Origin of the sequence: Paenibacillus sp. FSL R10-2771 (assembly GCF_038000205.1) — a bacterium.
Lineage (GTDB): Bacteria > Bacillota > Bacilli > Paenibacillales > Paenibacillaceae > Paenibacillus_AQ > Paenibacillus_AQ phytohabitans.
In genome coordinates this window covers 2,214,483-2,226,809 of record NZ_JBBOBM010000001.1, presented here as the reverse complement: position 1 = coordinate 2,226,809, position 12,327 = coordinate 2,214,483, and the positions used below count along the sequence as shown (strand labels likewise).

The 12,327-nt window shown below is 53.0% G+C and carries 12 protein-coding genes and 1 pseudogene; all 13 read right to left on the bottom strand.

Annotated elements, in window-relative coordinates:
* Nucleotides 1-143: 143 nt before the first annotated feature.
* On the bottom strand, nt 144-587 hold the full coding sequence (locus NSU14_RS09395) for a hypothetical protein (protein ID WP_052416585.1): 444 nt from the start codon (nt 585-587) through the stop codon (nt 144-146).
* A gap of 51 nt (nt 588-638) precedes the next feature.
* A pseudogene (locus tag NSU14_RS35960) lies at nt 639-734 on the bottom strand (anti-sigma factor family protein); the annotation flags it as partial.
* Nucleotides 735-739: 5 nt separating this feature from the next.
* Nucleotides 740-1,327 (bottom strand): RNA polymerase sigma factor, encoded by a 588-nt coding sequence (locus NSU14_RS09390; protein WP_039309865.1) that lies wholly within the window; start codon nt 1,325-1,327, stop codon nt 740-742.
* 636 nt (nt 1,328-1,963) lie between these two features.
* Nucleotides 1,964-3,058, bottom strand: a complete 1,095-nt coding sequence (locus NSU14_RS09385; protein WP_039301851.1) for a prephenate dehydrogenase — start codon at nt 3,056-3,058, stop codon at nt 1,964-1,966.
* 57 nt (nt 3,059-3,115) lie between these two features.
* Nucleotides 3,116-4,213: a histidinol-phosphate transaminase gene (hisC, locus tag NSU14_RS09380; protein ID WP_042138616.1), complete on the bottom strand. Its 1,098-nt coding sequence runs from the start codon at nt 4,211-4,213 to the stop codon at nt 3,116-3,118.
* 56 nt (nt 4,214-4,269) lie between these two features.
* The gene (gene trpA, locus NSU14_RS09375) at nt 4,270-5,091 is read right to left on the bottom strand and encodes a tryptophan synthase subunit alpha (protein WP_039301845.1); all 822 of its coding nucleotides are present in this window, start codon (nt 5,089-5,091) and stop codon (nt 4,270-4,272) included.
* Nucleotides 5,091-6,287: a tryptophan synthase subunit beta gene (gene trpB / locus NSU14_RS09370; protein WP_039301842.1), complete on the bottom strand. Its 1,197-nt coding sequence runs from the start codon at nt 6,285-6,287 to the stop codon at nt 5,091-5,093. Before trpB ends, trpA begins: the two co-directional genes overlap by 1 nt.
* On the bottom strand, nt 6,284-6,964 hold the full coding sequence (locus NSU14_RS09365; protein WP_340944357.1) for a phosphoribosylanthranilate isomerase: 681 nt from the start codon (nt 6,962-6,964) through the stop codon (nt 6,284-6,286). Before NSU14_RS09365 ends, trpB begins: the two co-directional genes overlap by 4 nt.
* Nucleotides 6,957-7,787 carry an indole-3-glycerol phosphate synthase TrpC gene (trpC, locus tag NSU14_RS09360; RefSeq protein WP_340944355.1) on the bottom strand — a complete coding sequence of 277 codons (831 nt, stop codon included), beginning with the start codon at nt 7,785-7,787 and terminating at the stop codon, nt 6,957-6,959. The genes NSU14_RS09365 and trpC overlap by 8 nt, the downstream gene beginning before the upstream one ends.
* Nucleotides 7,777-8,817: an anthranilate phosphoribosyltransferase gene (trpD, locus tag NSU14_RS09355; RefSeq protein WP_340944353.1), complete on the bottom strand. Its 1,041-nt coding sequence runs from the start codon at nt 8,815-8,817 to the stop codon at nt 7,777-7,779. The genes trpC and trpD overlap by 11 nt, the downstream gene beginning before the upstream one ends.
* A 133-nt stretch (nt 8,818-8,950) precedes the next feature.
* Nucleotides 8,951-10,507, bottom strand: coding sequence for an anthranilate synthase component I (gene trpE / locus NSU14_RS09350; RefSeq protein WP_340944351.1), 1,557 nt, complete (start codon nt 10,505-10,507; stop codon nt 8,951-8,953).
* 351 nt (nt 10,508-10,858) lie between these two features.
* The gene (aroH, locus tag NSU14_RS09345; RefSeq protein WP_042138621.1) at nt 10,859-11,230 is read right to left on the bottom strand and encodes a chorismate mutase; all 372 of its coding nucleotides are present in this window, start codon (nt 11,228-11,230) and stop codon (nt 10,859-10,861) included.
* Nucleotides 11,224-12,327: a 3-dehydroquinate synthase gene (gene aroB, locus NSU14_RS09340; RefSeq protein WP_076243344.1), complete on the bottom strand. Its 1,104-nt coding sequence runs from the start codon at nt 12,325-12,327 to the stop codon at nt 11,224-11,226. Before aroB ends, aroH begins: the two co-directional genes overlap by 7 nt.

Sequence of the window (12,327 nt, the reverse complement as noted above, 5' to 3'; positions counted from 1 at the left end):
CCCTTCCATTTATGTTTGCTTAATAATGTAACACGAATGAAAACAAATGTCTTCTTTTTTAACAAAATTACAGGTCTATTCCTCACTTAAAGCTCATATCCGGATACGAAAAAGCCCTCTTCACTATTTAAGTAAAGGGGCTTTCATTGTCTGCGGTAACGGTTCAGGCGTACCAACAGGAATATAGACAACCCGACGCCAAGCGTCGACAACACCATCCAGTATTGCGGGTGGGAAGGGCCCATATTGGCTACAAGCGGTTCAATAATACCGCCCTCTGACTCGACCGGATAAGAAGATGACCAATCCAGTGTCAGTCCTGCCACACCTGTTTCTACAATCCCGCTCTGGGCCGCAGTAGTATTCGAGGGTGTTTTGAACATGGTGAAATATAAAAAGCTGGAGATGAACACAGCCAGAAAACAGGCGATCCATAGGCTCAGACGGCGGCGGAAAACAGCGGAGCTGCCCGCAGATTTACCGTCTCCGGGCATAAGCCAGGGGCTTTCCAGATAGATCCGCTCCATAACCTTGAGGTTAATCGCTTCTGCGCGTTCATCACTGACTTCAAATCTTGAGTCCTGCATAAGCTCACTTGTCTCCTGCCACAACGCCCATTCGGCACTGCAATAGGAACAAGTCGCGATATGTTTCTCCAGCCTAATCCGTCTGGGATCCGTGGGGGGAGCGTCCCACAAGAGCGGAATGGAGTCCTGCGCTTCCCTGCAATTCATTGGCCTTACACCCTCTCAGCCTGCTCATCAAATTCAGGCTCATAGAAATAGGATTCGAGCTGAAGCTTCACACTGCTCCTGGCGCGGAACAATAGTGATTTCACGGAGCTAACACTCTGATCCAGAATCACTGCAATTTCCTGATAATCCATCTGATCATATTCACGCAGAATGAGCGCAGAACGCTGCTTCTCCGGGAGATTGTTAATTGCTTCACGGACCAGATTCATCCGTTCCTTACGTAATGCCGCCTGTTCCGGGGCAACGTCAAGCGGTGCCACAGGAGTATAACCGCTCTCTTCAAGCGATACATTTCCGGCACGGTTCTTGCGCAGCTCACTAAGCACCGTATTACGGGCGATAGTGTACAGCCATGTAGAAAAAGAAGCATCCACTTCACGGAACGAATGAAGACTCCGGAAAGCCTTGTAGAAGGTCTCAGAACAGAGGTCTTCTGCAATCAGCTCCATATGGGAATTCTTAAGCATGTGATACACGAACGCCAGTATCTTGCGTTGATAACGTCGCATCAATTCCGAGTATAATTCTGTATCTCCTTGCTTAATAAGCTGGATCAACTGGGAATCCGTCATGGTGAGTTCGGCCCTCCTCGCCCTTGCACGTGTAATCCCGTCCGGTCCGTATCTATTTATACCGGTCAGGTAAGAAAAAGTTGCGGCATTGCTACAAATTTGCACGATTAAATGAAATACTTCCTATGTATATTCAACCAGCCGTTAATTAAGGCATACTGTATGTAAATACAGAAAGAAATTCGCATCTTTACAAATTTCTATTACTGTTCAGATAGGCATATGGCTCCCTATACTTGGAAGAAATCTATAAACATACTTAACCCAGTATAGCATACATTCTAACAGGATGACATTAATAGACTTTTAGATTCAGCGGGAAGTCGAATATTGAAAGCGGTATTATTTAAGTTTGATAAAGGGGTTGACAGAATGTAACCGTATACATATAATAAAAGTACAGTATGGTTTCTCTCCACTCCTATCCAAACACTGCACGGTTCCAATTCATTGTGAACTGTAACCGCTTATTATGTAAGCGGTCTTTTTTTTGTCCATTTTTACGAACAATTGGGTATTTTACAGGCTGATGGCTGCACAGTGCGTTTCAGCGAAAAATAGAAGGACTAGTAATCATGCAGAGCAAATAAATTCTTAGATTAAGAAAAAGCCGGGGCATCATGCCCCGGCTCTTCGCTATACATATACCGTATAATCATTCTGCTGCAATACAACCTTAGCCCGCTCCATATCATGCTCCTGGCGGAACGACAGGCGCATGATCCCGGGTACATCCTCCCGGCTCTCAATAATCTGCACGTTGCTAAGGTTGATGCCCTGGTCGCCAAGCTCTGTGGTGATGCGTCCGATAATCCCGGGATGATCGGGAACATCAATATGAAGGTCGAACAACGGGACAATCATTCCTTTGCGGCGTTCAGGCAGTTGGCTGCGGAATTCATTCGCCTCATGGAAGGCCGACTCGATCCCCGCACCATCGCCCTGCTCCAGCAAATGAATGAATGAAGAAACCTCGTCATTCCAGTCTTTGAGCAGACGCAGCATAACCGAGCGGTTATTCAGCAGGATATCGCGCCAGATGATCGGATCACTTGAGGCAATCCGCGTAATATCCCGGAAGCCGCCTGCCGCAAGTGTGCTGTACAAAGAGTCTGAATCATGGTAAGCATGAATCTGATTGACCAGCGCCACCGCAATAATATGCGGCAGGTGGCTGATCGCTCCGACAATCTCATCATGGCGCTCCGGGTCAAGCCGGACAATATGCGCTCTGGTATGTAGAAGCAAGGATTCCAGTGCATGATAAGCTTCCTCCGGAACTCCGGGCGGAGGCGTCAGCACGTAATAGGCATTCTCGAACAGCAAGGAGGAGGCTGCCTCTACACCCGAGCGTTCCGAGCCGGCCATGGGATGGCCGCCGATGAAATGCACACCGGGAAGGTCAAGGGAAACTGCGCAGGCGGCTATGCTGGCCTTGGTGCTGCCGACGTCGGTGATAATACAGCCCGGCTTCAGCGGCAGGCGGCTTAGCTGCTGAAGATAATCCTCTATCATGCCAACAGGCACACACAGAAAAATATAATCGGCGCCAAGCGCCGCTTCTTCAAGCGATAGGGTAGCCTCGTCGACTACACCTCTGCTGACATATTTGATTGCTGATTCAGGACGGTGGGCATGCCCTACTACGGTCAGGCCCTCCTTGCCTTTGAAGCAAAGGGCCAGTGAGCCGCCGATCAGACCGACACCGAAAATTGCTATTTTTGTCGTCATGTTCTTAGAACTACCTGCCTTCTGTGATATCGTCAATCCTGCTTCTTCTGATATAGGTTATGCGCGTACTCCCTGTTCTTCAAGCGCCTTCTCCAAAGCAGCGATGAAGGCCGTATTCTGCTCGGCAGAGCCGACAGTAACCCGGATGTAGGTAGGGTAGCGGTGGTGGCCTGCTCTCACGATAATACCTTGCCGCAGCAGGGCATCGAAGACCTCAAAGGCCGGCTTGCGCACATCCACCATGATGAAATTGCCGTGTGCCGGGAAGGACTCAAGGCCTAGGCGCTGGAATTCAGCCTGCAGTTGGACAATACCCGCACTGTTAAGCGACCGGCACTGCTGGACATATTGCTGATCAGCCAATGCAGCCAGCGCCCCTACCTGGGCTAAGCGGGTGGTATTGAACGGTTCCCGCACTTTATTGATCAAGGAGATAATCTGCGGGCTGGCCACGCCGTAACCGATGCGGAGTGCTGCAAGACCGTAGATCTTGGAGAACGTGCGGAGTACAACGAGATTGGGATAAGTATCCAGAAGTTTAATCCCGTCAGAGTAACTCAGATCGGTCACGTATTCGAAATATGCCTCATCCAGTATAACCATAACTCCAGCCGGAACTGCATCCAGGAAAGTAATCAGGGCATCCTCCGGCACAATGGTTCCGGTCGGATTGTTCGGATTGCAGATCCAGATTGCCTTGGTACGGTCCGTAATCTTCGCCAGCATGGCATCCAGATCATGGGTACCATTCTTCAAGGGCACTTCAATAGATACAGCACCTTCTATATCAGCGTTGCTCTTATAGACGGAGAAGGTCTGGTCCGCCATTATGGTCTCGTCACCGGGCAGGAAAAATGCACGCGCGATCAGAGCAATAATCTCGTCAGACCCGCAGCCGAAAATAATGTTGTCACTTGCTACTCCCAGATGCCTGGCCAATGCTGCAGTCAGCTCGGCAGCGGAGCCGTCCGGGTATAAATACAGATTATCCAGTTCCGCTACAATAGCGGCTTTTGCGCTTGGTGCTGCCCCGTAAGGGTTCTCGTTGGATGCCAGCTTAATAACATCGCTTAAGCCCAGTTCCTTCTTGACTTCTTCGATCGGTTTCCCCGGCTTGTAGACAGGGAGGTCGACGATATTAGGTTTCGGGTTCATGGCCCATCCTCGCTCTCTAGAAGTAATTGACTAGTATCAGGTCAGTATGCAGACCGTTATGGTCTTAATTGTGCCACAAATTCACGAATTTGCAACAGTCCGGCACTTCTTGTCTCCGGCTGGGCCAGCAGAGGAATAACATCCTCCACCTTGCGGACAATGGCACTGCCGACGACTACACCATCGCAAATCTTCGCAAACCGGGACACCTGTTCTCCAGTGGAAATCCCGAATCCTACAGCGATCGGCAGGTCTGTAGAGCGGCGGACGGACTGAATGAAGTCATCCACCCCGGTATGAAAGGTAGAACGTTCTCCGGTTACACCAAGCGAAGATACGCAGTAGACGAACCCGCTGGCACCGGAAACAATCCGTGCAATCCGCTCACTGGAAGTCGGGGCTACCAGCGGAATCAGATTCACTCCGGCTGCACGGCTGCGCTCACGCATGTCCTCCGACTCTTCAACAGGCAGATCGGGAATAATCAGCCCGCTGATTTCATGGGCATCCAGCTCGGCGAAGAAGGTATCCAGTCCCATCTGCATCACCGGATTATAGTAGGTGAACAGGATGAAGGGCAGCTGGCTGCCGGCCTGACGTGCCTTAAGGGCTGTCTCCATGCAGGTGCGGAGATGAATGTTGCTGCGCAGGGCTCTGGAGGAAGCCCGCTGAATGACCGGACCGTCGGCTAACGGGTCGGAATAGGGAACTCCGAGCTCCAGAATGTCCGCACCGGCCGCCTCCAGCTCAGCGATAATATCCAGCGTAGTCTCAAGATCAGGATCGCCTACGGTAAGAAAAGGAATCAGGGCTGCCCGGCCCTCTGCCCGCAGCTTTTTGAAGGTCAGATCCATCCGGTTTGTAGTTTCGGTAGTCATTATTTCCCCGCCCCTTCCGTATACGCCATGATCGATTCCACGTCTTTGTCGCCGCGTCCGGACAGGCAGATGACTACAATATCATCCTTGGTCAGTGTCTTGCCGAGCTTCACCACATGGGCAATCGCATGGGCAGATTCGAGGGCAGGGATGATGCCTTCTGTCTGACAGAGCAGCTTCAGCGCATCCAGCGCCTCGTCATCCGTAACCGGCACATACTGTGCGCGGTGAATATCCTTGAGATAGGAGTGCTCGGGGCCGACACCTGGATAATCCAGTCCGGCCGATATGGAATGGGCTTCGGTCACCTGTCCGTGCTCATCCTGCAGCAGGTAGCTGAGCGATCCCTGGAAGACGCCATGACTCCCCTTACTCATAGTTGCTGCATGGAACGGAGTATCAATTCCCTTACCGGCAGCTTCAACACCAATCATACCAACCTGCTCATCCTCCATAAAAGGATAGAACATGCCGATGGCATTACTGCCTCCGCCTACCGCGGCAACCAGCAGATCCGGCAAGCGTCCTTCAGCCTCCAGAATCTGGCGGCGGGTCTCATCCCCGATAATCCGCTGGAAATTACGGACCATCATCGGATAGGGATGCGGGCCTACCGCAGAGCCAAGAATATAGAAGGTATCCTCAACGTTGCTCACCCAGTAGCGCAGTGCCTCATTACCGGCGTCCTTCAGGGTTCTTGACCCGGAGGTTACAGGAATCACCTCTGCACCAAGCAGCTTCATACGGAAGACGTTCAGTGCCTGGCGGCGGGTATCCTCTTCGCCCATGAATACCTTGCATTCCATACCAAGCAAGGCTGCAACTGTAGCGGTAGCCACGCCGTGCTGGCCGGCTCCTGTTTCGGCAATCACCTTGGTTTTACCCATCATTTTGGCCAGAATGCCTTGTCCGATAGCGTTGTTGATCTTGTGCGCACCTGTATGATTCAGGTCCTCACGCTTCAGATAGATCTTGGCTTCTCCCAGATGCTTGCTTAGCCGCTCCGCATAATACAGCGGGGTCTCGCGTCCGGAATACTGCTTAAGCAGGTAATCTATTTCCTCCTGAAAAGCCGGGTCTGCCGAGAATTTACGGTAGGCCTCCTCCAGCTCAATCAGTGCATTCATCAAGGTTTCAGGAACGAAGCGGCCTCCAAAAGAACCAAAACGTCCGTTCTTGTCCGGTACTTGTATCATGATTGCTTCACCCTTTCCACGAAAGCTGTCATTTTTGCGATATCCTTAAGGCCGTTACTTTCCACTCCGCTGGATACATCCACGCCATATGGAGCGTAGCCGTCCAGCAGCTCATTCACGTTGTCCGGATTCAGTCCTCCGGCTATAAATAAAGGCAGCGCATAGTCCGCAGCCGCTTGCTGGTAGAGCGGAATCTGTTCCCAGTCAAACATACGTCCGGAGCCTCCGCTGCCCTGCGGATCATAGGTATCCAGGAGCAGCGCATCGATTGTGCCGGCGTAGCTCTCCAGGAGAGCACGAATGTCTATTCCTGCTTCAGGGTCATGGCCTGCTACAGAAAGTGCCTTCCATACTTGAATCTGCGGAAAAGCCTGCTTGACCCCGCTGCAGAACAGCGGGCTCTCTTGCCCATGCAGCTGCACGACGTCCAGCGGTACTGTTCTGAGCAGCTCTGTCAGCTCTGTAAGCTGCGGATCGACGAAGACTCCCGCAACGCGGGGTGCTGTCCCAGTCTCCCACTCCTTCAGCTCTGCAACAAGCTCGGCAGCAGCTTCAGCAGTCACTCTGCGGCGGCTCGGGGCAAATACCAATCCGATATAATCCAGAGGCAAACTCTTCATAGATTTTAGCACTTCAACGTCCTGAAGTCCACAGATTTTTACGAGTGTATCAGCCATGCAGCGCACGGTCCTTCCCTGCAGGAAGCGGTCCGAGCAACTGATTCACTGCCTGCTCTACATCCGGCTGGCGCATCAGATATTCTCCTACCAGCACGCCGGTAGCCCGGGTCTTGCTTAAGAATGCGATGTCCTCCGGACCGGTAATCCCGCTCTCACTGATGACCGGCAGTCCCTCCGGAAGCAGTGCCGCAAGCTCAGCTGTGGCAGAAAGCGCGGTCTCAAAGGTCTTCAGATTCCGGTTGTTGATGCCAAGCAGCACGCCGGGATGAACAGCCTTGCCTGTGGCCAGCACCATTTCCAGTTCAGCACGGTCATGCACTTCAATCAGGATATCCAGGCCAAGCGCTGCAGCGGTATCGGTGAATGCGCTCAGCTGTTCAGATGTCAGAATAGCGGCAATGAGCAGAATAGCATCTGCTCCCAGCAGGCGCGCTTCGTAGATCTGCTTCTCATCAATGATGAAGTCTTTGCGCAGCAGAGGAAGCTCCACCGCTTCCCTTACCTGCTGCAGATACGATCCGCTGCCCTGAAAATATTCCCGGTCCGTAAGCACAGACAGGCAGTCCGCGCCTCCTGCTGCATAGCCTTTAGCAATCGCAACCGGATCAAAATCGGCACGGATCAGGCCTTTGGAAGGCGAAGCCTTCTTCACCTCGGCGATCAGCCCCATGTCCCGGTTCCGCCGTCCGGTCAGCACAGCGCGGAACCCTCTCGTTGCAGGCAGAGCAGCGATAGCCCGTTCAGCCTCTTCCAATGAAAATGTCTTATTTAACGCCTCAACCTCTTTCACTTTGGTGGCAACAATCCGGTCAAGATACATAATCAAGCTCCTTCGTCATGGCTTTTAACTGTTCCAGCTTGCGCAGTGCTGCTCCTGAATCCACTACCTCTCTTGCCCGGTCTACGCCTTCCCGCAGTGTATCTGCAAGACCGGCAACATAGATGCATGCCCCTGCATTCGCTAATACGATATCACGGTATGGATTGATTTGTCCTTCCAGCACTGTAGTTATAATTGCAGCATTCTCGGCCGCATCACCTCCGAGCACATCCTCCAGCGGATGCTGGCTCAGCCCGAGCTCCTGCGGTGTAACCTCGTAGGTTGTGACCACACCATTTCTCAGCTCGGAGACCTGGGTCGGCGCCGAAATGCTGATTTCATCCAGACCGTCCTGACTGCTGACAATCATTGCCCGCTTGGAGCCCAGCTCGCCCAGTACTTTGGCCACAGTCTCCGTTTTGTTGCGGTCATAGATGCCCATGAGCTGCCGGTCAGCTCCTGCCGGATTCGTCAGCGGGCCAAGCATATTGAATACAGTACGCACACCCAGCTCACGGCGGGGAGCAGCAGCATGCTTCATTGACGGATGGTAGATTTGTGCGAACAGGAAGCAGATCCCTATGCTGTCCAGACATTGCCGGGCCTGCTCCGCATTCAGATGAATATTGACGCCGAGAGCCTCCAGTACATCGGCGCTGCCCGCTCTGCCGGAAGCCGAACGGTTGCCGTGCTTCGCAACTCTTACAGAGGCGGCTGAGGAGATGATTGCCGAGGCGGTGGAGATATTAAATTTATGGATACCGGAGCCTCCGGTGCCGCAGGTATCGAGCAGCTGGCTACGTTCCGTAAGTACCGGAGTCCCGAAACCGCGCATCGCTTCCGCGAACCCGGTGATTTCCTCTACTGTTTCACCCTTGATACGCAGCGCCGTGAGCAGTGCTCCGATCTGCGCATGTGTTGCCGCCCCCTCCATAATAATCCCCATTACCTCCCGTGCCTGGGTGCGGGTAAGATCCTTTCCTTCGATTAATCCGGCAATTCCTGATTGTATTAACTGGCTTGCTTCCATATTGATTCCCTCCTAAGAGTTTTGTAGGCGGACTTCCTGAATCAGCTTCTTACAAACCGGCTCCGGAAGCATACGCCAAAAATAGTATGGAGCATTCTCTGCTCGTCTTAGCTCATCTCTGCTTATCCCAGGCTCACGGGGTATATTCGTACATATAATCCTGGTTGATAACCTGCTTCTCCTTAACCTCGGCGGGGAACATGGCTTCGGCCATCCGGATCGCCTTCAGCATGCCCTTGGCCTTGTTGAGAGTCTCTTCATATTCCTTCTCCGGAACCGAGTCCCAGACAATTCCCGCTCCAGCCTGCACATAAGCCCGGCCTTTGCGGAAAATAATTGTGCGAATGGTTATGCAGGAATCCATATTCCCGGAGAAGCCGAGATAACCGATGGCGCCGGCATAAGCACCGCGTGCTTCCTTTTCCAGTTCGGCAATGATCTCCATCGCCCGCAGCTTCGGTGCCCCCGATACAGTCCCTGCCGGGAGGCAGGAGAGGAAGGCATCGAAGAAATCTTTATCGTCGGCCAGCGTCCCGGACACGTTCGAGACGATATGCATCACATGCGAGTATTTCTCGATCTCCATGAACGAGTCGCATTTCACCGTGCCGAACTTCGACACACGGCCCAGGTCATTACGGCCCAGATCCACTAGCATCAGATGCTCTGCGCGTTCCTTCTCATCCTCCAGCAGTTCAGCGGCGAGCTGGCGGTCCTGCGCCTCGGTCTCCCCGCGCGGCCGGGTTCCGGCAATCGGGCGGGTCTCAACCCTTCCGCTGCTATCCACCTTAACCAGCGCTTCCGGTGAAGTGCCTACGATGATCTCTTCGTCCATTTTCAGATAATACATATAAGGTGAAGGGTTCAGCGTCCGCAGCATCCGGTACACATGCAGTGGAGACACCTCGGTTTCTATATGCAGCCGCTGGGACAGCACCACCTGGAAGATATCACCGGCGCGGATGTACTCTTTGGCCTGCTCCACGTTGCTGATGTATTGTTCCTTGGTCAGGTTGGAGTGAATCTCACCCAGCTCAATGTCCTGAGGGATGCTGCGGCGGTTGACGTTCTCCTTCGGTCCTTCCTTTTGCAGCTCTTCAGCCATATTCTCCAGGCGGCAGCTTAGTTCCTCGTAACCTGCGCGAATCTCGGAATCGGTATTGCCATCCTTGATGTGCAGATTGCCTACCAGCAGAATCTGCTGCTTCACATGATCGAAGACGATGATGCGGTCACAGAACATGAAGCGGATATCATCCATATTCAGATCATCTACGGCATGCGCGGACAGCTTCTCGTAATACTGCAGCAGATCATACCCGAAGAATCCGATAGCACCGCCCGTAAACGGCGGCATCCCGTCCAGCTTGGGACTGCGGTAGGAGCGCAGCAGCGCCTTAAGCTCCTCGACAGGTTTGCCGGGCAGCTGTTTTTTTTCACCGCCCACTTCAACGTGAATCAGGCCTTTTTTGCCTGAAATCATCAGGAACGGATCACTGCCGATAAAGGAATAACGTGCCCATTGACTGCCGCCCTCTACACTCTCCAGCAGGAATGCACGATCCTGCTCCGCAAAACGCTGGAACAAGCGGATGGGTGTTTCCATATCGGCCAGCAGCCTTTTCACTACCGGGATCAGATTATACTTCCGCGACAGCGACACTACTTCTTCAATGCTCGGATTCGTCACTTGGCTAACCTCCTGGGATTCTATAGGTAATGTCCGAAATACAGAAAAACCTCTACCGGAGTAGAGGTTTGTGTTAGCAAGTATGTGAATAAGCGCCTGGGACCGGCAAAAACCAAATCGAGTACAGATCATCCCCTCAGAGGATACACTTATAGCGTATGGGCAGCTGCTGCACAAACTCTATACGGTATGCCAAAAAAAGAATGCTGATAATCAATGGTCTGCTCTTCAAAAAAAGTCCTGCACTCTGCTCAACTATACTCATCTAAACTAAACTATACTCTGCTTCACTCGGCTAACTACACTATACATGATGACGGCAGTTCATGACAACCCCGCATATGTAATTTATTACTTGCCCTGTGAGAGATCCGGACGAAGCCGCTGGGCTTCATTCAGATACACATGGCGGATGTCCCGCTGTGATTTATCCGTATTCACCTGAACCATCAGGCGGATGCACTGCGGCAGGCTGCCTTTGACCGGAATCTCCACCGAACACATCAGCGGCACCATTTCCCAGCCTTCAATCTCACGGATGGCACGCGCCGGAAAAGTGGCGTCCAGGTCTGCGGTCATCGTGATCCAGACACTGCAGATATCCTCGGCGATAACATCGTTGCGCTCAACAATTTCCCTCAGCAGCACAACAGTCTCGCGTAAAATTTCGGTTTCCTCATTCTTCGTTACGGTTGTTGCACCGCGTATCCCCCGGTTCACCATGGGCTTTCCTCCTTCTTGAGCTGGGCGATAACCCCGCGCACATCACTTGCCTGCACATCGCCCACAATACTGACAGCGCCGATGTCGTCCGGCACGATAAAGGTCATTCTGCCTTCCTTGAACTTCTTGTCATGCATCATGGCTTCCATCAGCTCATCCTCACCGTAGTCCGCCGGAAGTCTGACCGGCAGAGACAACGCGGTGAGCATAGATACCGTATCTTCATAGATCGCTCTGTCCCGGCCCAGCTTCGCGGCCAGCAGTGCTGATCCGGCCATTCCAATAGCAATAGCCTCACCATGAAGAAATACGCCGTAGCCGCCTACTGCTTCAATAGCATGTCCAATGGTATGTCCCAGGTTCAGAATCGCACGCTGCCCCTGCTCCGTCTCATCATTGCAAACAACGTCAGCCTTGATCGCACAGCCGCGTTCCAGCGCGTAACCCAGAGCCTCCGGGTCCAGGGCAAGCAGCTCTCCGGCATGCTCACGGCACCAGTACGCGAACTCTTTGTCAAGGATCAGACCATGCTTCACAACCTCAGCCAGTCCCGAAGCAACCTGGCGTGGAGGAAGTGTAGCAAGGGTGTCCAGATCGTACAGCACCATGGACGGCTGGTAGAAGGCGCCAAGCATATTCTTGGCCAGCGGATGGTTGACCGCAACCTTGCCGCCTACACTGCTGTCGTGGGCGAGAATCGTGGTGGGAATCTGCATGAATCCGATTCCCCGCATATAAGAGGCGGCGACGAATCCGGCCAGATCCCCTACAACCCCCCCGCCAAGCGCCAGCACTGCAGAGCTGCGGTCCAGCCCGCCCTGAATGGCTGTCGTAATGACCTCTTCATAGACGGCCAGAGATTTGGAAGCTTCACCAGCCTGAATCACATGGCTGACCACCGTATATCCGCTGCCGCGCAGGGATGCCTCTACCTGATCCAGATAACGCGGAGCCACTTCACTGTCCGTGACAACCAGCAGCGGACTGCGCTGCGGGAAACCGGCTTCTATGCAGCGTTCACCAATATTCTGCAGCAGTCCGCTGCCGATATAAATAGGATAAGAGCGTTCACCCAGAGCTACCGTAATGCTGCGCAT

Coding starts and splice junctions, on each gene's coding strand:
- NSU14_RS09395 (WP_052416585.1), bottom strand. CDS start 587: ATGCAGGACTCAAGATTTGAAGTCAGTGATGAACGCGCAGAAGCGATT.
- NSU14_RS09390 (WP_039309865.1), bottom strand. CDS start 1,327: ATGACGGATTCCCAGTTGATCCAGCTTATTAAGCAAGGAGATACAGAA.
- NSU14_RS09385 (WP_039301851.1), bottom strand. CDS start 3,058: ATGACGACAAAAATAGCAATTTTCGGTGTCGGTCTGATCGGCGGCTCA.
- hisC (WP_042138616.1), bottom strand. CDS start 4,213: ATGAACCCGAAACCTAATATCGTCGACCTCCCTGTCTACAAGCCGGGG.
- trpA (WP_039301845.1), bottom strand. CDS start 5,091: ATGACTACCGAAACTACAAACCGGATGGATCTGACCTTCAAAAAGCTG.
- trpB (WP_039301842.1), bottom strand. CDS start 6,287: ATGATACAAGTACCGGACAAGAACGGACGTTTTGGTTCTTTTGGAGGC.
- NSU14_RS09365 (WP_340944357.1), bottom strand. CDS start 6,964: ATGGCTGATACACTCGTAAAAATCTGTGGACTTCAGGACGTTGAAGTG.
- trpC (WP_340944355.1), bottom strand. CDS start 7,787: ATGTATCTTGACCGGATTGTTGCCACCAAAGTGAAAGAGGTTGAGGCG.
- trpD (WP_340944353.1), bottom strand. CDS start 8,817: ATGGAAGCAAGCCAGTTAATACAATCAGGAATTGCCGGATTAATCGAA.
- aroH (WP_042138621.1), bottom strand. CDS start 11,230: ATGGTGAACCGGGGGATACGCGGTGCAACAACCGTAACGAAGAATGAG.
- aroB (WP_076243344.1), bottom strand. CDS start 12,327: ATGCGCAGCATTACGGTAGCTCTGGGTGAACGCTCTTATCCTATTTAT.